Origin of the sequence: Labrenzia sp. 011 (assembly GCF_003075075.1) — a bacterium.
Lineage (GTDB): Bacteria > Pseudomonadota > Alphaproteobacteria > Rhizobiales > Stappiaceae > Roseibium.
The window spans coordinates 97,152-116,837 of record NZ_QCYM01000014.1 but is presented as its reverse complement, the minus strand read 5'-3'; the positions used below and the strand labels follow the sequence as shown (position 1 = coordinate 116,837).

The following is a 19,686-nucleotide window of genomic DNA, read 5'->3' as shown; positions in this document are numbered from 1 at the left end:
ATGACCATCGCAGATATTCAGGACACCGCGGAAGCCGCCGTCAACGAATACATCCACGCCCAGGAAACCAAGGACCAGCTCCGGTTCCTGACCTGCGGCTCCGTCGACGATGGCAAGTCGACCCTGATCGGCCGCCTGCTGTATGACACCAAGCTGATCTTCGAGGACCAGCTTGCGGCGCTGGAGCGCGACTCCAGAAAGCACGGCACGGTCGGTGAGGATATGGATCTGGCGCTCCTGGTCGACGGGCTGGAGGCCGAGCGTGAGCAGGGCATCACCATCGATGTCGCCTATCGTTTCTTTGCCACCGACAAGCGCAAGTTCATCGTCGCCGATACGCCCGGCCACGAGCAGTATACCCGCAACATGGCGACGGGCGCCTCGACCGCCGATCTGGCCGTGCTGCTCGTCGATGCGCGCAACGGCCTCATGGTGCAGACCCGGCGGCACGCCTTCATCGCCTCGCTTCTGGGCATCCGGCATGTGGCGCTGGCGATCAACAAGATCGATCTTGTCGGCTTTTCGCAGGAGCGTTTCGAGGAAATCCGCAAGGACTTCAATACCTTCGCCAACGGCTTCGACTTCGAGACCCTGGAAGCCATTCCCATGTCCGCGCGCTACGGCGACAATGTCACCGTCAAGAGCGACAAGATGGACTGGTATTCCGGCCCCACGCTGCTGGAGCATCTGGAAACCGTGGAATTCGGCGAACACATGCTCGAAGCGCCCTTCCGCTTTCCCGTCCAGTGGGTCAATCGGCCGAACCTCGACTTCCGCGGCTATTCCGGCACGGTCGCCAGCGGCCGGGTGACGGTCGGCGAGGAGCTGGTCGTGGCCGGACCGGCGACGACCTCCAGGGTCAGGACCATTATCGGTCCGGACGGCGAGGTGCCGGAAGCACGGGCTGGAGAGGCCGTCACCCTGACGCTGGAAGACGAGATCGACATCTCCCGCGGCGATCTTCTGTCCTCCATGGCGCACCGGCCCGATGTCGCGGACCAGTTCGCCGCCCATCTCATCTGGATGTCCGACGAACCGCTCCTGCCGGGGCGCCCCTACATGCTGAAGATCGGCACCCGCACGGTCACCGCCACGGTGTCGGAGATCAAGCACAAGATCAACGTCAACACTTTCGAGCATACGGCCGGCAAGACGCTGGCGCTGAACGAGATCGGCTTCTGCAATTTCTCGCTGTCCACCGCCGTGCCCTTCGATCCCTATGAGGCCAACCGCACGACCGGCGCCTTCATCCTGATCGACCGCATCTCCAACGCCACCGTCGGCGCGGGAATGGTCTGGTTCGCCCTGCGCCGGGCAAGCAACATCCACTGGCAGGCGCTGGAAATCGACAAGACGGCGCGTTCGGAAAAACTCGGTCAGAAGCCGGCCGTTGTCTGGTTCACCGGCCTGTCCGGCTCCGGCAAGTCGACCATCGCCTCGATCGTGGAGAAAAAGCTGCATATCGACGGCCGCCACACCTACACCCTCGATGGCGACAACCTGCGCCATGGCCTCAACAAGGACCTGGGCTTCACCGATGCCGACCGGGTGGAGAATATCCGCCGGGTGGGCGAGGTCGCGCGGCTGTTCACCGACGCCGGACTGATCACCCTTGTCTCCTTCATTTCCCCCTTCCGGTCCGAGCGCCGGTTGGCCCGTGACCTGATGGGCGAGGGGGAATTCATCGAGGTCTTTGTCGACACGCCCATTGAGGAGTGCCGCAAGCGCGATCCCAAAGGGCTCTACGCCAAGGCCGACCGGGGCGAGATCAAGAACTTCACCGGCATCGACAGTCCCTATGAGGCTCCGGAAAATCCGGAAATCCACATCAGGAACGTCGGCCGTGACCCCGAGGAGGTCGCCGAGGAAATCGTCACCTACCTGCGTGAGCACGGTTTCCTGGCCGGTTTCTCCGAGCAGGGAGAAGGCATCTAGCTCTCCGGTCCGGGGACCTTCGAAGGCCGGCAAGAACCCGTGTTGGGTTGATCGTTCCAGGCATCGGCTCATCGAGTTGATGCCTGGAGCAGACTGCCGGTCAGGCCCGCAGGGTTTCCCTTGTGTGACACCTGCAGACGATGCCCCCTGTAGAAAACAGATCAGCCGCGCAGGTTCCTCAGCGTGCCTCCCCGGATGCAGCGCAGTGCAGAGCCGGGGTCCACTCGTTTGCAGAGGGGCAGTTGGGCGTCACAGAAGGCCGCTCCCATCGGCGGAACTCCCTGCCTGGAGCCTGTCGCGTTGAGTTGAATTCAGGAAGCTGCTTAACCGCAACACGCTCTGGCGGCACCGCGCAGCGCTCCGTCGGGCTGGAAGTCTGTCAGGATGATTGCGGGAGGAAGTTCCCGATGCGGGAAACAATTTTGTCTTAGCCGTTGCCCGGGCAGGCGAAGCCTTTTAAGACCGCTTGCAGACTTCGATTATGGGTGGAAGGGCCTCATGCAGAGAATGAAAACCGTTTTGGTGACCGGTTCGGCCGGATTTATCGGCTACTTTCTGTGCACGCGCCTGCTTGAGGACGGCTTCCGGGTCATAGGCCTCGACGCCATGACGGACTATTACGATATCCGTCTGAAACAGCGCCGGCAGCAGATGCTGCTGCAGCATGAGCATTTCAGAGCCATCAACGACCGGGTCGAGACGGCCGATCTGCTCATGTCGCTGTTCAGCGCCGAAAAACCGGACTTCGTCATCCATCTGGCCGCCCAGGCCGGCGTGCGCTACTCCATCGAGGCGCCGCGCTCCTATCTGGAAAGCAATATCTGCGGCACCTTCGAGCTGCTGGAAGCGGCCAGGGCCTTTCCGCCCGAGCACATGCTGCTGGCCTCGACCTCTTCCGCCTATGGGGCCAACACCGAAATGCCCTACAAGGAGACGGACAAGGCCGACCACCAGATGTCGTTCTATGCCGCGACCAAGAAGGCAACGGAATCGATGGCGCATTCCTATGCCCATCTCTACCAGTTGCCGGTGACCATGTTCCGCTTCTTCACCGTCTACGGTCCGTGGGGGCGGCCCGACATGGCGCTGTTCAAGTTCACGAAGGCGATTCTCGAGGACCGTCCGATCGATGTCTACAATCACGGCGACATGAAGCGGGACTTCACCTATGTGGAAGACCTCGTCGAGGCCATCCGTCTGCTGATCGACGCGGTTCCGGTCCGTCCCGCCGATGGCGAGGAGGTGCCCGAGGGCGACAGCCTGTCCCCGGTCGCGCCCTGGCGGGTGGTCAATATCGGCAACTCCACTCCCGTGCAGCTGACCGATTACATCGCGGCGATCGAAGCGGCGACCGGGAAGAAGGCGGAGCGCAATCTGATGCCGATGCAGGCCGGCGACGTGCCGGCCACCTGGGCCAACACGGACCTGCTTCAGCACCTCACCGGCTACCGGCCGAAGACCTCGGTCCTGGAGGGCGTTGGCCGGTTTGTGGACTGGTACAGGGATTATTACCGGATCTGAGCATCCGGACGCGGTCTAGATCGTGTTGAAGAAGTCGAAGTTCCGCGAGGGTGGGAGGCGGGTATCCATTTCCACTGTCGTCAGGCCATGGAGACGTTGTTCCATTCCAGCCGTCGGAGCGACAAACGGTTCCCGGTGGGCAAGCAGGACCCCGGCATAAAGGACACGGGCCGTTCTGCCATTGCCGTCCTTGAAAGGGTGGGTGGCGATAAAAGACCCCAATGCGAAACACGCGAGGTCCTGGGGCGTTGCGCCACGCCACCGGAAATCGGTGTCGGTTGTGGCGCGCGCGGCAAATTGGCAACCAAGGGTCACGGCCTTGGGGAAAACGCTGTTATAGAGAAAATACCGCCCCGAAATGGTTCCGGGATAGGGGTGTTCCTTTGCAGCCCAGCGGACAGCGCTGTCCGGAAAGGTACTGTACCTCGCCTCATGCACGTCCCCGATTTCATCCATGTTGATATGGGTGTAATCTGTCCGGCGCTGCGGAAGCCGGGGCCGGAGTTTCTTCAATTTTGCCAAACCCCAATTCAGGTTGGACTGCTTTGGACCGAAATAGGTCTTCTTCCGAATGTATTTCACTGTTTCGGCTGAGAACAACGGAATTCCGGTCGAGATATGCCGAATGGCCACCACAATGTCGTGTTCGGTGACCGGACAATTCAAGTGTTCGAGCGAACCTGACGCATACATGATCCATTTGGCTGCCTTTATCGCATCGTGATCATTGGCGTTGGCCTGATAGGCACCCGGAGCCATGTGATTGCTGGGGTGGCTGAGCTCTTTCCCGAGCGTTCCGTTCAGGGCCTTGCCGAAAATTCCCATCATCTGGCCGCGCACGGTTCCAAGCTTCGATTGTTCCAGCACCATCTTTTTGGAAGCCTCTTTCACGATTTCCCGAAGCTTGTCCTTTTTTGCCTGGGCGTCCTCAAATGTTGCCGGCAGAGTGGTCTTGTCCTTCCAGAACGCGCGCGCAAAATAATTCGCGTAGGGGCCCACATTCCTTGCGTAAACCGCGAAGTGGCGATCTCCAAGAAGCGCATTGAGAAATTCGGTTTCGGTGATCTTTCTGATCATGCGGTAAATGCCTTTTCGAGCAAACGTCTGAAATCGACGAACATGGGCACACGCGTCTGGCAGGCGTATTCCCTAGCTTGGAATTAGCTGTCTCGAAGGCTGGGTGCGTGTGACCGTCGGCACAGTGCAAACGACCATGAAACCCGCTTGCGTCATGCACTCTGTCAGGGTGGATTTCAGACACGCAGCACGGCAGGTTAGTCGACCGGAACAGGGTCTGTTTCCAGGCCCACGGGTCGGCGGTTTCGGGTAAATTCAGGTGAATTCAGGTAAGTTCAGGAAATCTCTGGCGGCGGCTGGCAGACATCCACCCACTCGCCGGCCGTGATTTCCACTAGCCGCACAGGAGAAATCCGGACAGCGGCGTTGGTGGCCCCGGCGGCCGGAATGACCTCGTTGAAATCCTTCAGAGAGATGTCGCAATAGACGGGCAGGGGCCGGGCGAGACCGAACGGGCAGACGCCACCGACCGGATGTCCGGTCAGTGTTTCGACCTCTTCCAGGCCCAGCATTTTCACCTTGCCGCCGAACGCGGCCTTGGCCTTCTTGTTGTCCAGGCGCGCATCACCGCGGGCGACCACGAGAAAGACCCGGTCCTTGACCTGGAACGAGAGCGTCTTGGCGATCTGTCCCGGAGCGACCCCATGAGCCCTTGCTGCCAGATCGACGGTGGCGCTGCTGTCCGCCGTGACAAGGACCTCCAGCTCGGGAGCTGCGCTGGCAAGATGTTCTCGGACGCTTTCCAGGCTCATTTTCATCTGTCTTTCATGCTGTTTCGATAGGGAATTTCGGAAAACTGCCATGCTTCGGCAGCCCGAAACGGCAGAATCACATGTGCATATTGTCAATTTCTTGATGGTGTGGCTTAAGATTGCGTTCATAGTAATCTTAAGCGGGTTTTAACCCTTTGTCTTTTAAACGCTATGGTAGGCGGATCCGGAATCCGTTCCGAAGAATCGCCGCACCGTCATTTAAGGGATCGTCGAAATGGCAAGGGCCATGACAGCTGCAACTGAAACCTGCTCGGCCGAGCGGGGGGAGGACATGCGGCCCACGCAGACGGCGCATCGGGACGAGACCGTGCATGTTCCCCTGATGGTGGCGAAGAACCTTCTCTTCTGGGGATCCATCTCGTTGAGCATCTACGCCCTTTATGCGCTTGCCGCCGCCCTTTGAGCGCTGCGCGATAGTCTGAGCCCGGCTCCTCAGCCTGTCATCACTGGAAGCTTTGGCGCCCGGACCGGGGCTATCCGTCCGCGTCGAGCCGGCTGGTGCCGAAGTGATTGTCCGGCCGGAAGGTGGCCGGAAGCCGGTGCGCCGCTTCCCGGCCCGTGATGTCCGCGATCAGACAGTCGGCCACCAGATGGGCAATCCCGAAAGAAATCTTGAACCCGCCTGTCGCCGCATGGATGGCATGGGAACCCGGCAGCGGCCCGATGAGCGGGTCGCGCTTGTGGCAGCGCGGGCGGATGCCGGCCCATTGCGACAGCACCGCGCGTCCGGCAAGGGCCGGGCAAAAGGCGGTGGCGCGCCGCAGCAGTTCGTCCGTGCGCTCGGGCGATGGTGCGCTGTCGGTGAACTCCCTGTCTGATGTGCTGCCGACGGCGACCGTGCCGTCGTCATGGGGCACCACATACAGCCCGTCACAGTAGATCGCCGGTCTGCCGGAAAGACCCGCGCCTTCCAGAAGCAGGGCCTGGCCCTTTTCGCCCCGCCCGACATTCTCGCCGGTCAGGCTTTCGATCAGATCGAAGGCCCGGAAGCCGCCGCTGATGACCAGGCATCCGGCCGCGACCGGCGCGGCGCTGCCCGAAAGCTGCACCTGGCGGGTCGTCTCATCGAACCCGGTCACTTCGGCGCCCTCCATCAAGGTGCCGTGACGGCGTACATGGGCGGCGAGGGCGGCAAGATAGGCGCGCGGGGAGATGCGGGCGGCCAGGGTCTCATAGACGATGCCGAAGGGGGCCGCCTCCGGATACAGCCAGTCCGAACGGCTTCCGGGTGCTTCCACCTGATAGGTGAAGCCGCTCCGGTCGGGATGCCAGCGCAACTTGCTTTCCTCCGCCCGCTCCCGATGATGTGCAAGCCTGTCCGCCGTGGTCAGCGGCAGGATGCGGCCGCAGCGGCGGTAGCCGCAGGACAGGCCGGTCTCGGCTTCAAGCCGGCTGACATGCCCCTCGAGACCTGAAAGCGCCTGGAACTGGAATTCCTTTTTCGGATTCCAGCGTGCCGGCATATGCGGCATCAGCGCGCCCAGAAGCCCGCCGCTCGACCCGGCCCCCACCCGGTCGGCTTCCAGCACCACCGTCTTCAGCCCGGCCCTGATGGCCGCATGGGCTATGGACAGGCCGAAAATACCGGCCCCGGCTACGGCGATGTCGTAAGGTCCGGTGGAGGGTGCAGCCATATGCGGGTGGCTCCTTGTCGATTGATTGTTCCGCCTGGCTCTCTTATGAGAGCAGCGCAGCCATGGCAAAGGCTTTCGCAGCGCAGTCCGGCGGTTTGCCCTTTTATCGAAAACGAACAGAAACAGGAACCATGTCCACCAAGGCGCCCGATCTGGAATGGCTCGACGGCGATGTGCCCAGGGCACAGGGGTTCGACGACACCTATTTTTCCAGAGCCGGCGGGCTGGAGGAAACCCGGCACGTTTTTCTCAAGGGCAACGGCCTTCCCGAGCGCTTCCATGGTCGCGACGCCTTCACGATTGCCGAATTCGGCTTCGGCACCGGTCTCAATTTCCTGACCACGCTTGCCGCTCTGCAAACCGTGCCCGCCGGGCCGGCACTCACCTTCCTGTCCTTCGAGCTTTACCCGATGACGGCTGACCAGCTTCGCCGCGCCCTTGCCGCCTTCCCGGAAGTGACGGGGCTTGCGCAGGACCTCGTCGCGGTCTGGAAGCCGGAGCCGGGCTGGAACCGGCTGAGCGTCGACGGTGCGCAGCTGCTGCTCGGCATCGGCGATGCGCGGACCCTGATCGGGAGCATCCGGCTGGATGGCGGGGGCGCGGGGGAGCCGGTCATCGCGCCCGTGGATGCCTGGTATCTGGACGGCTTCAGTCCCGCGAAGAACCCGGAGCTGTGGGATGCCGGTCTTCTGAAAGCCGCCGCCGCCCTCACGGCCACCAACGGAACACTGGCGACCTATACTGCCGCCGGCTGGGTCCGGCGCAATCTCCAGGCCGCTGGATTTCAGATTGCCAAGACCGGCGGCTTTGCCGGCAAGCGCGAGATGGTGGTCGGGCACAGGCCTGGCGCCGAAGATCATTGACGGGACCTTGCCCAATTGGGCCGGCCGGCCGCCGGTGATTTCAGCTCTCTGCCGCCCCTGACGCGGACGCCGTCAGCCACTGGCGGAATTTCTGCATCGCGCCGGTTTCCTCCCGTGACTTCAGCCAGGTGAGCCAGTAGCTGCCGGTTCGGGTGGTGATGCTGAAGGGCTGCAGAACCTGGCCGGAGCGGATGTGGCGGGAGAACATCGCGACCGGAGCCAGCGCCACGCCGGCGCCCTGGGCCGCGGCCTCGACCATCGCGAGCGAACTGTCGAACATCCAGCCGCGCGTGCGCGGCGGCGGCAGTTTCGCTGCCTGGAACCACATGGCCCATTCATCCATCCGGTAGGATCTGAGCAGGGGCTCGCGCAACAGGTCGGCGGGGGTAGTCAGGCGTGCCGCGATCTCGGGTGCGCAAAGAGGAGCGAGCGGAGCCTCCATCAGCCTTTCCGCATTGGTGGCATGCCAGGCGCCGTCGCCGAAGCGGATGAAGCAGTCCAGACCGTCGACCAGCATGTCCGCCCGGTTGTTGTTGGTCTTTAGGCGCAGGTCGATATGCGGATGGGCCCGGGTGAACGCCGGCAGGCGCGGCAGCAGCCAGCCGGTGGCGAAGGTGCCGACCGCGCCGACCGTCAGCACCTCGCGGAAATTGCCGTCCTCGAACCGGCTGAGCGCCGCGCTCATTCGCCGGAAGGCATCGGTGAGGACCGGCAGCAGCGCATGCCCCTCGTCGGTCAGGGCAACGCCGCGCGGCAGACGCTCGAACAGGGAGACTTGCAGCACGTCTTCCAGGGCCTTCACCTGATGGCTGATTGCGGTTTGAGAGACCCGCAGCTCAAGGCCGGCCGCGGTGAAGCTGCTCAGGCGAGCGGACGCCTCAAAGGCGCGCAGCGCGTTCAGCGGCAATTGCGATACGTCCATGACGGTCTCCGGATGGCCAGGTTTTTCTCATGTCAGATGGTATTAATCGTCATTTGCGTAATGACTGTGGCAGCGGCATGGTCGGAAAACCTTGAGCCGGACGTCCCGGGGGCGGATTGCGGGCGGCAAGGCGGACGGAACAGATAATCGGAGAATGTGATGATGAACAGGAAACGCCGTGGCGCGTTGACCCTTGCGCTTGCCTTTGCCGCACTTGCTCCCGGCTTGCCCGGAGGCATCGCCGCTGCGGCCGCGTTCGATCCGGCGCCGCTGGCGGCGGCCGTCGACCATATCGGCAGCCGCTTGCCGGCGCGGGTGGGTGTCGCGGTTCTCGACACGGAAACCGGAAAAAGCTGGAGCCATCTCGGCGACGAGCGTTTTCCGCTCAACAGCACCTTCAAGGCGTTTCTCTGTGCAGCGCTTCTCGACAAGGGCGAAGCGGGTGACCTGGATCCGGGCTCGCGGGTGAAAATCCACCGGGAGGACCTGGTTTCCTATTCCCCGGTGACCGAAAAGAAGGTCGGATCGGGCGGCATGACCCTTCTTGAGCTCTGCGAGGCGACGGTCACCATCAGCGACAATGCCGCCGCGAATCTCGTGTTTGAACAGATCGGCGGCCCGGACGGGCTTAACGGCTTCCTGCGGCGGATTGGCGACATGCACACCCGTCTCGACCGGCTCGAGCCGGGCCTGAATTCCGGCCATCCGGGAGATGACCGGGACACGACGACGCCGGTGGCGGCTGCGGCCACCCTGGAAAAACTCCTGTTGGGCGATGCCTTGAGCACCGGGGCGCGCGCGCAGCTCATTCGGTGGATGGAAGGCAACAAGGTGGGCGACAGCACCCTGCGCGCCGGGCTTCCGCAGGAATGGCGGATTGCCGACAAGACGGGGGCGGGCGGCAACGGCTCGCGCAACGATATCGGTGTCATCTGGCCGACGGGCCGCGCTCCGGTGGTGATCGCGGTCTATATCACCGGAACCTCCGCTTCCTTCGAGGCGCGCAACGCCGCAATCGCCGAAATCGGCGCGGCTCTTGCCGACAGCCTGGTCGATTGAACAGGCTGTCCGGGCAGGACCCATTGCCTGCCCGGAACCGGCCTGTACTAGTAGCGAAGGAGTGTCGCTTGTCTGGTTATGAACTGTTCCGGATCCTGACGCTGGGCGGCTTGATCCTCGGAGCCGGCATATCCCGCCCTGCTTCGCAGGAGACGCGGGACGCGCGGCGGGCGCGCAATTGCGGTTATTACCGCGAGATGGTCCGTCATGCGTTTGAAAGCATCGACAAGAAGGCCCTCACGCCACGCTTCGCCGCGGACCACGAGGCCTTCATCGAGGGCGGATGCCTTGCCGTCATGCCGGCCTGTCCGGCGTCTTCGGCGGATTTCGCCTTTGCCGATATGCTGCTCATGATGACGGTCAGCGCGAACATGGGCAGCACCTTCACACCCTTCTGGTGTCCGGTGAAAGAAGGCGGATGAAGCTCGTCGGTCGGCGAAGGTTGCCACGTCCGGCGCGGGTCAGCCCATCTCCGGCACCGGCGTCACCGCCTTGCCGGTCCCGAACCAGCTTTTGAGATTGTCAACCACCAGCTGCCCCATGGCGTTGCGCGTTGCCTGCGAGGCGGAGCCCACATGGGGCAGCAGGGTGACCCTGGGAAGCTGCAGCAGCCTTTCCGGCACATTGGGTTCGTCCTCGAAGACGTCCAGCCCGGCGCCGTGGATGGTGCCCTTTTCAAGCGCGTCGATCAGCGCCGCCTCGTCGACGACGCTGCCCCGGCCGATGTTGATCAGGATGCCTTCCGGCCCCAGCGCGGCCAGAACCTCGGCATTGACCGCATGGTGAGTCGCCGCGCCGCCCGGCGCCACCACCATCAGCGTGTCGCAGGCGGCCGCCAGCTCCTTCAGGGTGGGGTGATAGGGATAGTCCACGCCCTCCTGCCGGCTGCGGCCGTGATAGTGAACCTCGAGATCGAAGGCCTCCGCGCGCCGGGCAATGGCCTTGCCGATGCGCCCGAGACCGAAAATGCCCAGCTTGCGGCTCTCGAGCGTCGCCTGGGTCAGCGGGTAGGGGCCTTCGCTGACCCATTTTCCGTCGCGCAGCCATTTTTCCGCCTGGCCCAGCTCGCGCACGGTCATCAGCAGCAGGCCGATTGCCGTATCGGCCACTTCGCTTGTCAGCACGTCCGGCGTATGGGTGACCATGACCCTGGCGGCGAGACAGTCGCCGGTGTTGATGTGATCGTATCCGACCCCGAAACTGGCAACGATTTCCGCATTCGGCAGCTTTTCCAGAAACGCGGCGTCGATCTTGCCGCCCATGACCGCCACGCCGCGGATCCTCGCGCCGACCTCCGTCAGCAAGGCCTCCGGATCATCGGCCTGAAACAGCTTGTGAACGACAAACTCCGCGTCCAGCTTCTCCTGAACGAGCGGCGGCAAGGGGCGGGGCATCAGGATTTCGACGGGTGTCATGGCGGATCCGGTGGGAAGAGGATTTTGAGGAAAATACGCCTGAAGCTTACGGTCAACCGCGCCGGGAAAAAAGACCCAATTGCTCTGCCAGGGTACGGTTGTCTCAAGGCTGGATCGCGATCGGAAAGCCGGTCGGCCGCGGCCCGGTCGTTCCGGACACGGGAGGTAACGCGATCTCCGATCTGCAGCTTGACCATATTTCAGGATCAGGGCGCGGCTTTCTGGCAAGTCTTCGCAGCGCTCGCAACGAAGCCCGTGGTCCCGGATCGGCGTGTGGTTTCGACTGCGCTGGTCCGCAATGCTCCGGCAACTGAAGGCGTGGGTTTCCTTATCCCTCTTCCCCCCATTGCCCCGGACGCCCATTTCCCCTAAAAGACCGGGCAGAAATCCAATCGATCCCGACAGCTTGTTTCAAAGTGGAGAAGCGGAGCCCCATGGCGCGCCAGTTCATCTATCACATGCATGGCCTCTCCAAGGCCTATAACAACAAGAAGGTCCTCGACAACGTCAACCTGTCCTTCTACCCGGACGCCAAGATCGGCATCCTCGGGCCGAACGGGGCCGGCAAGTCGACGCTTCTGAAGATCATGGCCGGTCTCGACAAGGAATATACCGGCGAGGCCTGGGCCGCCGAAGGCGCCAAGGTCGGCTATCTTCCGCAGGAGCCGAAGCTGGACGAGACCAAGACCGTGATGGAAAACGTCATGGAAGGCGTTGCCCACAAGCAGGCCAAGCTCGACCGCTACAACGAGCTGATGATGAACTACTCGGACGAAACCGCGGACGAGGGCGCCCAGCTTCAGGACGAGATCGACGCCCAGGACCTGTGGAACCTGGAAAGCCAGGTGGAAATGGCCATGGAGGCCCTGCGCTGCCCGCCGGGCGATGCCGCCGTCGACAACCTGTCCGGAGGGGAGCGCCGCCGTGTCGCCCTCTGCCAGCTTCTCCTGTCGGAGCCGGACCTGCTGCTGCTTGATGAGCCGACCAACCACCTGGACGCGGAAACCGTTCACTGGCTGGAGCGGCATCTGCGCGAGTTCAAGGGATCCGTCCTGATCATCACCCACGATCGCTACTTCCTCGACAATGTCACCGGCTGGATCCTGGAACTCGACCGCGGATCGGGCATTCCCTACGAGGGCAACTACTCCGCCTATCTGGAGAAGAAGACCAAGCGCATGGAGCAGGAAGGCCGTGAAGACATGGCGCGCTCCCGTGCAATTGCCCGTGAACGCGAATGGATGGGCATGAGCCCCAAGGGCCGGCAGACCAAGTCGAAAGCCCGTATCCGGGCCTTCGAAGACCTGCTGACCGCTCAGGAAGAGCGCATGCCGACCATCGATCAGATCCTGATCCCGGTGGGCGAGCGCCTCGGCGCCAATGTCATCGAGGTCAAGAATGTCTCGAAAGGCTTCGAAGACCGCCTGCTGATCGACAATCTGTCCTTCAAGCTGCCGCGCGGCGGCATCGTCGGTGTCATCGGTCCGAACGGCGCCGGCAAGTCCACCCTCTTCAAGATGCTCACCGGTCACGAAAAGCCGGACAGCGGCGAGATCATCGTCGGCGACAGCGTCCATCTGGGCTATGTCGACCAGTCGCGCGATGCGCTCAATCCGGCCAACAATGTCTGGGAGGAAATCTCCGGCGGCGCCGAGGTGATCTATCTCGACGGCAAGGAAATCAACTCTCGCGCCTATTGCTCGTCCTTCAACTTCAAGGGCCCGGCCCAGCAGGCCAAGGTCGGCGATCTGTCCGGCGGACAGCGCAACCGCGTGCATCTGGCCAAGGTCCTGAAGCAGGGCGCCAATGTGCTGCTGCTCGATGAGCCGACCAACGATCTCGATACCGAGACCCTGGCGGCCCTCGAGGACGCGCTGGAAAACTATGCCGGCTGTGCCGTGGTCATCTCGCATGACCGCATGTTCCTCGACCGCCTTGCCACCCACATGCTCGCCTTCGAAGGCGACAGCCACGTGGAATGGTTTGAAGGCAACTTCGAGGACTACGAAAAGGACAAGGTCCGCCGCCTGGGTGCCCATGCCGCCGACCCGCGCCGGATCAAGTACAAGCCGCTGACCCGCTAATCGGGGATGCCGCTGGCGAATTCGGGAAAGGCGGCCGTGCGGGCCGCCTTTTCCTTTTCACGCACATGCCTGTGAAGACTTCCCTTCCGAAGAACGGGTTGCCTGATCCGCAAGGAGACCTTCATCCTTCGAATCGCGCCGGCCGTTTTCCGCCGGAATGAGTGAGGGTGCGAGACCGACATGCCGATGTTGCAGCAAGCCTGGCGAAAAATCGCGAATCTGTCGCGCTACGATCCGGGCGCCATCCGCCTTGTGCGCGGCGTGGACCTGATGCTGACCGTCATTGTCGCGGCAACTCTGGGGGAACAGCTCGGACATTTCGAAACATCCGTGCCGGGGTTCACACTGGCCGTGCTGGCCGCTGCATCGGGCGCATTCTGCATCATGTTCACGCCTGTCTCGACGCGCCGGCAGGAAGCGGCGGGCATTCTCGGGCTGGGCCTGATCATCACCTGCGTATGCGCAGCAGGCGCACTGGCCGGTACCCTGTCCGGAAAGTCGGCGCCCCTTGTGCTGCAGATCCTCTGGATCGGGGCAATTGCCTTCGGTTTCGCGCTGGACGGATGGGGAGGGTTCTGGCAACGGGCCGGCCGCGCAACTGCGATGTCCTGGCTGTTTGTATTCGTTTTCAGCCAGTCTCATTCTCCCGGCCTGTGGCTTCCGGTCATGGCGGTCGTGGGGACTGCAGTGGCCTTCTGCATTCGCATTGTTCTGTGGCGACCTTCCCCTGAAAGGACTTGCCGGAGGGTGGAAAGAACATTCCGACAGGCTGTCGCCGGGCAGCTGGAACGTATGACCCTCGAGGGAGATGTGGCCTCATCGGAGGGCATGTCGGGAGCGGAGCTCGCCGGCCTCAGGACGGAACTGCAGCTTTCCGCCGGACTGATCGGCCACGAAAGCTCTGCAACAGGACTGCCGCCGGAAGCTGCCATGATGATGCAGCTTGCCCTGGAGGTTGCGCGGGATGCCGGCCGGCAGCTTTCTCCGCAAGGCCGTACCTGGCTTGTGCGCAATCGCGGTTTTCGCAAATCCGTACAGCAGCTCCGTGATGATATCGCCCATGGCAAGGACTCCGCACCGGCCGCCCTCGATGAGGACTGGACGCGGGAAATCGCGGGGCTTTCGCGGGATGACCAGTTTCAGGTCATCCGAATCGCCCAGGCTTTCAGGCGGCTTTCGCTGCTTTCATCGAAGCGCGCACCGCTTGGCGCCGGTCCTGAAGGAGCAGGGAAAGAGGCTGCAGCCGGAGACTGGAGAAAACTTTCCTGGCGCCTGGCCCTGCAGGCCGGTGTTGCAGCCACGCTCGGTTACGGTCTTGGAGCCATTTTCGGTCTGAACCACGCCTATTGGGTTACGCTCACGGTCATCATCGTTCTGACCAACAGCCTTGGCGCGACCATCCGCAAGTCCATGCAGCGGACCATCGGGACAGCCGTCGGGGTGCTGATTGCGCTGGCCGTCGATCCCCTGCTGTCCGGCTTCCCGGACATTCGGCTCACGCTGGCGGTGCTGTCGATCCCGGTCATCATCGTCTTCGTCGACCGCAACTATGCAATCGCGGCCGGATTTATCAGTTTCATGGTCGTGGTGGGTCTGCAGACCGTTGCGAATCTGCCGCTCATGGATTTCTGGGCCCGCCTTTACGACACGGCGATCGGGGCGGGCATCGGTCTCGGTGTCGCCTGGCTGCTGTTTCCCAGGAGAACGGGAGGAAGCGTCCACACTCTCACCACCGCCTATCTTTCCGCCTGTGCGCAATTCCTGACCGCAAGGGACTGGACCGGCAACGAGGAACGGGCAGCCTATGCCCGCTTGAACGAAATGGCATCCGGACTGGTTTCAACAGCCGACTCCTACCGGATGGAGCAGGCGCCCTGGTCGTCCTTCTCGAAGTCGTCCAACGGCCTCGACGAGATGGTCATGGTGATGGCCGACTATATCGCGCTTTACCGCGAGGCACGTGCGAGCGTTCTCGCAGAGGCCGGGGAGGGCCCCCCGGATCCGGCAATCGCCACGATTGTCGCCAGGATGGACAATCGCATTCTGGCCGAATTCGAGGCCGTGCTCCAGGGGCGAGAAAAGCAGAGCGATCCGAAACTGGTCGAGGACTGGATGGCCGCCATGCCCGAGACGGCGACGGCCGGGTCGCCGGTCATGTTCGACTGGGTCGCGATGCTCTATTACGCCCGCAAGGTCGTGCAATGTCTGGATGGACTGCGCCAGGACGGCATGTGGAACAGCGCTGTCGTCAACACCATGCGTTGAGCAAATACGGCGCACTTGCGCACCGCTTTCTCCGGTTCAGCACTGGTCCGGCCGATCAACGGAACCGATGGATGCATCAAGGAGATTTGCTGGTTCCTGCCTGGGCCCCGGCCTAGAATGCAGAGGGAAACGGACAGGAGATCTGCATGACGGAACAGCTTGCGCTTTGGCCCGACGACATAAAGGTGATGCCGAAATTCAAGGTGACGGGGGCGGTCGAGGGCGTTTTCCGCACGCCCGCACCCGATGACTTTCAGACCGCTGCGGTGGACGCTCTGGAAGTGACCTTTGAAGGCATTCCCGGAGACAGGCATGCAGGGTTCACCCGCAAGTCGGGCGGCCGGGAGCCCTGGTATCCGCGCGGAACCCAGATGTGTAACGAGAGACAGGTGTCGCTTCTTTCCGTTGAGGACCTTGCCCGGATCGCCGCCCGCATGGAGCTGGAAGACATTCGCCCCGAGTGGATCGGCGGCAATATTCTGGTTTCGGGCATTGCGAATTTCACCCGTGTGCCGCCGCGTACACGGCTGGTCTTCGAAGGCGGTGCCGTCGTCCGCGTGGATGGCGAAAATACGCCCTGCCGCTTTTCCGGCGCCAGTGTCGCGGCCCGTTATCCCGGACGGGAGGGACTGGATCTCCTGTTTGCGCAACAGGCCGCAGGCTTGCGCGGACTGGTCGGAATCATCGAAAAGCCGGGTGTCATCTCCGCCGGGCAGGCGGTGAGCGCCCATATTCCCCAGCAATGGATCTATACCAGCCCCAGGGGATAGCGCGGCGGCCTTTGCCTATGCCTCCGGGCCGTCTTCGCTCCGGACTTCCCTGTTGCAGCCCCAGTCGCGCAGGCGGTCGTTCATCTCGCCGGCGACGAAAAAGCGGGCCGCGTCCCGGTCGTATCCCTCGTCCAGAAGCGTGTCATAGTCCGTGTGTTCATGGCGGACATGGCTCGTGGTCGCCTGCCACAGGGCGATCGAGGGCGGCAGGTGACGCAGGTGGCCGGCCAGGGCGAGCGCGAGGATGGCTTCCGCGTCGCTCATCGGCACGCGGGGCAGAAGGGCGCGCAGAGCCTTGCGCATCTCTTTCTGCCTTCTGGTCCCCGCTGCCATGCATCCTCCTGCCGATCGATCCGCTTGTTCGGGGAATAACGGTTTGCTCAGGCGCTGGAAACCTGAAGCTTGGTGTTCCCCGGATGCCCCGCAAGGGGGAGGCCTGCGACGGTACCGGTCTTGTGGGCACTGTCATGGACTTCGTCGAAGGGCAGGCCCGGGCTGAAATGAAAGCCCTGGACCAGACGGCACTGCAGGGATTGAAGCACTTCAAGCTGGTCGAGAGTCTCGACGCCTTCCACCACGCAGCGCATTTGCATGGACTGGCAGAGATTGACGATGGACTTCACCACGCCCTTGGCGACCGGATCGTCCAGTCCCGACACGAAACTGCGGTCGATCTTCACGCAATCGATCGGCAGCCGGTGAAGATAGCCAAGGCTTGAGTAGCCGGTTCCGAAATCGTCCAGCGCCAGTTTGACGCCTGCCTCGCGCAGGGTCTGCAGGCAGACTTCCGCCACTTCGTAGCTGCGAATAACGGCTGTCTCGGTAATCTCGAAGGTAATCAGGCACGGGTCGAACGCGTGCTGGCGGATGACGTCGAGCAGGGCATCCACCGTTTCGGCGGAGGTGACGTCATGAGCGGACAGATTGAACGACAGGCCCAGCTCACCGGGAAGCGACTTGATCTGCCGGACGGCCTTGTCGAACAGCGAGAGCGTGAGGCGATGAATCATTCCGGAGCGTTCCGCGATCGGAATGAATTTCTCCGGTGACACCTGGTCGAGGGTGGGGCTTCGCCAGCGCGCGAGGGCTTCGAAGCCGACAACGCTCTGATCCGGCAGGGAGATGATCGGTTGAAGATGGATCTGGAACTCCGTCGCCAGATCGGCGCTCTGCAACGCCGATTCAATGGCCCGTTCGGAGCGGATGCGTGCCTCGTGGTCGCTCGAGTAGACGGTCGTCCGGCCGCGTGTCGTGGTCTTGGAATTGTATAGCGCGTAGTCGGAGCGGTCGAAGAGCACATGGGCGGTTTTTCCCGCCTCCGGATAGAAGGCGATACCGCAGGACGCACCCACGGACAGGTGCAAGTCGCCGAGCTTGTAGGGTTCGCTGACCCGCGCGCAGATCTTCTGCCCGATCTGTGCCGCGTCCTTCAGGTCGCCCACATAGAGAAATCCGAATTCGTCCCCGCCGAGCCGGGAGACCTCGATGGCCGGCAGATCCATTGCCTTGAGACGGTTGCCCACCTCCGACAGCAGCTGGTCGCCGGTCTGGTGACCGTAGGTGTCGTTGATCGGCTTGAAATGGTCCAGATCGATCAACCCGACGGCAAACGGCTTTCCACTCTTCTCGACCTTCGTGATCATGCGTTCCAGCCGGTTGAAGAAATAGCGGCGGTTCGGCAGGTTGGTGAGGACGTCTGTCTGCGCCAGGCGTTCGTTTTCCGCGTTCAGCCGTGCCGTCTCGAGCTGTTTGGTCGCCAGCTCCGCCTGTGACTGGATAAGTTTGCAGAAGCTCCTGTAGCTGCGCAGCAGAACCTGCAGGACGACAATGCAGACCAGGAAGATATTCAGGGCGATGGCGGTGTAAACAGCCTCGCCTAGCGTGATGTAATAGGTGAGATAGGGCAGGGTCACGATGAACATGACCATCAGTGCGGCCTGGGGCAGGTTCATCAGGCAGAAGATGCAGCCGATCACGGTGATCGCGATGAACAGCGCGATGTGACCGCGCTCGGCGTCGCCGCCATACCCGTCGAGACTGAGCGACCAGGCGATATAGATCACCGCCACGAGACTGCCCATGATGACGGTGTGCCGCATCTTTTTGATCGCCTCGTCCGGCCCGAGATCCTTTGTACGCGAACTCGCCCAAACGATGAGACGGATGGAGGTGAAAAGCAGGATGGGCGTGAGGATGCCGACCGTCAGGTAGAAGGGCGCACTGTCAAAGTGGGTGTAGGAAACCGCGACGGCGTTGACCATCAGAAGCGCATAGAGCGACGGGATCTGGGTTTTCAGTTCGCGATACTGGGCCTGAGCGATCTCCGGGTGGCGGGGATCGATCATCATCCATCTTGTGAATGCCCTGATTCTGTCCATCAATCTCTTCAGCATGGTCTATTCGTACAGGATAGAGGGTGAATTATTGGTTAGGTAGCTTGTTACAAATGATTTTCGAATGTTTTGGAGATGTCCTGAAAGCGGATAGTCAGGTCCCTGAGCGAAAAAGAACTTGCCGATTAGTTCGGTGACGCAAAGGAACGGACTCATTCTTATCTTTTGGCTGGTGCCGCGGGGGACGCACGCAGATTGCCGGCAGGCCTAGCCGGCAAGAACAGTTTCAAAGCCCCCGCTTCAGAGACTGGGGACGACAGGGCCCCGCCAACAGGCGCCGCCGAGAGGCGCAATAAGATAAGCTATCTATTTTTTTATGGGATAATCGGGATATATAGATCCGCATGGCTGATCGTACCCGAACCAGGCTGCTCAACGCACTGAAAAGCGCCGGGCCCCAGACCGCTGCGGAACTCGCGGACGGTTTGAAGGTGACCTCCGTCGCTGTCCGGCAGCATCTGGACGGGCTCCGGCAGGAGAACCTGGTCGCCTTCGAGGACGTCAGGGGCTCCGTCGGCCGGCCGAAGCGGATCTGGGACCTGACCGGCACCGGCCATCAGCAGTTTCCGGACAACCATTCGAACCTGAGCCTGGCACTGCTCAACGGTCTGACCGAGCTGTTCGGCGAGGATGGTGTTGAAAAGCTCATTGCCCACAGGGAGGCCCAGAGCCGCCGCTCCTATGGCGCTGCCATGCGGGGGGCTTCCAGATTGTCCGAGAAGGTCGAACTTCTGGCCGGGTTGCGCAATCTGGAAGGTTACATGGCCGAGGTGGCCGAAGCGGAGAACGGCTATCTCCTGATTGAAAACCACTGCTCGATCTGTGTCGCGGCAACCGCCTGCAAGGGCTTCTGCCGGTCCGAACTGAACCTGTTCAGGGATGTTCTGGGAGCGGATGTGGCCGTGACGCGCACGGAACACCAGCTTTCCGGCGATCGCCGTTGTGTCTACACGATCGAGCCACGAGCATGACCCG

The 19,686-nt window shown here is 62.4% G+C and carries 17 protein-coding genes; 10 read left to right on the top strand and 7 right to left on the bottom strand.

All coding sequences use genetic code 11. The annotated features are described in order from the left end of the window. On the top strand, positions 1-1,935 hold the full coding sequence (cysN, locus tag DCO57_RS15575; protein WP_116699829.1) for a sulfate adenylyltransferase subunit CysN: 1,935 nt from the start codon (positions 1-3) through the stop codon (positions 1,933-1,935). A 507-nt stretch (positions 1,936-2,442) separates the two neighbouring features. Continuing rightward, a complete protein-coding gene (locus DCO57_RS15570; RefSeq protein WP_116699828.1) occupies positions 2,443-3,456 on the top strand; it encodes an NAD-dependent epimerase/dehydratase family protein in 1,014 nt (337 codons plus the stop codon). Between the two features lie 15 nt (positions 3,457-3,471). Here DCO57_RS15570 and DCO57_RS15565 read toward each other — a convergent pair whose 3' ends face one another. Then, positions 3,472-4,533, bottom strand: coding sequence for a Fic family protein (locus DCO57_RS15565; RefSeq protein WP_116699827.1), 1,062 nt, complete (start codon positions 4,531-4,533; stop codon positions 3,472-3,474). A gap of 275 nt (positions 4,534-4,808) precedes the next feature. Then, positions 4,809-5,285: a YbaK/EbsC family protein gene (locus DCO57_RS15560; RefSeq protein WP_116699845.1), complete on the bottom strand. Its 477-nt coding sequence runs from the start codon at positions 5,283-5,285 to the stop codon at positions 4,809-4,811. 247 nt (positions 5,286-5,532) lie between these two features. Between DCO57_RS15560 and DCO57_RS23555 the strand changes: the two genes are divergently transcribed. After that, positions 5,533-5,709: a hypothetical protein gene (locus DCO57_RS23555; RefSeq protein WP_165814750.1), complete on the top strand. Its 177-nt coding sequence runs from the start codon at positions 5,533-5,535 to the stop codon at positions 5,707-5,709. Between the two features lie 70 nt (positions 5,710-5,779). Here DCO57_RS23555 and DCO57_RS15555 read toward each other — a convergent pair whose 3' ends face one another. Next, positions 5,780-6,940: an FAD-dependent oxidoreductase gene (locus DCO57_RS15555; protein ID WP_116699826.1), complete on the bottom strand. Its 1,161-nt coding sequence runs from the start codon at positions 6,938-6,940 to the stop codon at positions 5,780-5,782. 131 nt (positions 6,941-7,071) lie between these two features. Here DCO57_RS15555 and mnmD point away from each other — a divergent pair, with 131 nt between their 5' ends. Further along, positions 7,072-7,803, top strand: coding sequence for a tRNA (5-methylaminomethyl-2-thiouridine)(34)-methyltransferase MnmD (gene mnmD, locus DCO57_RS15550; RefSeq protein WP_116699825.1), 732 nt, complete (start codon positions 7,072-7,074; stop codon positions 7,801-7,803). Between the two features lie 40 nt (positions 7,804-7,843). Here the strand turns inward: mnmD and DCO57_RS15545 are convergent, their stop codons facing one another. Then, complete coding sequence (locus DCO57_RS15545) at positions 7,844-8,725, bottom strand: LysR family transcriptional regulator (RefSeq protein WP_116699824.1); 882 nt, start codon at positions 8,723-8,725, stop codon at positions 7,844-7,846. A 159-nt stretch (positions 8,726-8,884) separates the two neighbouring features. Between DCO57_RS15545 and bla the strand changes: the two genes are divergently transcribed. Together bla and DCO57_RS15535 are read left to right on the top strand one after the other, a co-directional pair. Continuing rightward, positions 8,885-9,784, top strand: coding sequence for a class A beta-lactamase (gene bla, locus DCO57_RS15540; protein WP_116699823.1), 900 nt, complete (start codon positions 8,885-8,887; stop codon positions 9,782-9,784). A gap of 68 nt (positions 9,785-9,852) precedes the next feature. Further along, positions 9,853-10,206, top strand: coding sequence for a hypothetical protein (locus tag DCO57_RS15535; protein WP_116699822.1), 354 nt, complete (start codon positions 9,853-9,855; stop codon positions 10,204-10,206). Positions 10,207-10,245: 39 nt separating this feature from the next. On the opposite strand, the gene DCO57_RS15530 is transcribed toward DCO57_RS15535, so the two are convergent. Continuing rightward, positions 10,246-11,199, bottom strand: a complete 954-nt coding sequence (locus DCO57_RS15530; RefSeq protein ID WP_116699821.1) for a 2-hydroxyacid dehydrogenase — start codon at positions 11,197-11,199, stop codon at positions 10,246-10,248. A gap of 434 nt (positions 11,200-11,633) precedes the next feature. Between DCO57_RS15530 and ettA the strand changes: the two genes are divergently transcribed. The 3 genes from ettA (at position 11,634) to DCO57_RS15515 (ending at position 16,318) form a co-directional block, all read left to right on the top strand. Continuing rightward, positions 11,634-13,283 carry an energy-dependent translational throttle protein EttA gene (ettA, locus tag DCO57_RS15525; protein ID WP_116699820.1) on the top strand — a complete coding sequence of 550 codons (1,650 nt, stop codon included), beginning with the start codon at positions 11,634-11,636 and terminating at the stop codon, positions 13,281-13,283. 180 nt (positions 13,284-13,463) lie between these two features. Continuing rightward, a complete protein-coding gene (locus DCO57_RS15520) occupies positions 13,464-15,548 on the top strand; it encodes an FUSC family protein (RefSeq protein WP_116699819.1) in 2,085 nt (694 codons plus the stop codon). A 146-nt stretch (positions 15,549-15,694) separates the two neighbouring features. Further along, positions 15,695-16,318: an MOSC domain-containing protein gene (locus DCO57_RS15515; RefSeq protein ID WP_116699818.1), complete on the top strand. Its 624-nt coding sequence runs from the start codon at positions 15,695-15,697 to the stop codon at positions 16,316-16,318. A gap of 15 nt (positions 16,319-16,333) precedes the next feature. Here DCO57_RS15515 and DCO57_RS15510 read toward each other — a convergent pair whose 3' ends face one another. Both DCO57_RS15510 and DCO57_RS15505 read right to left on the bottom strand, forming a co-directional pair. Beyond that, positions 16,334-16,651, bottom strand: a complete 318-nt coding sequence (locus tag DCO57_RS15510; RefSeq protein ID WP_116699817.1) for a DUF2293 domain-containing protein — start codon at positions 16,649-16,651, stop codon at positions 16,334-16,336. A gap of 47 nt (positions 16,652-16,698) precedes the next feature. Continuing rightward, positions 16,699-18,696 (bottom strand): EAL domain-containing protein, encoded by a 1,998-nt coding sequence (locus tag DCO57_RS15505; protein WP_208977973.1) that lies wholly within the window; start codon positions 18,694-18,696, stop codon positions 16,699-16,701. A gap of 359 nt (positions 18,697-19,055) precedes the next feature. On the opposite strand from DCO57_RS15505, the gene DCO57_RS15500 reads away from it, so the two are divergent. Then, positions 19,056-19,682 carry a metalloregulator ArsR/SmtB family transcription factor gene (locus DCO57_RS15500; RefSeq protein WP_116699816.1) on the top strand — a complete coding sequence of 209 codons (627 nt, stop codon included), beginning with the start codon at positions 19,056-19,058 and terminating at the stop codon, positions 19,680-19,682. The last annotated feature ends 4 nt before the right edge of the window (positions 19,683-19,686 follow it).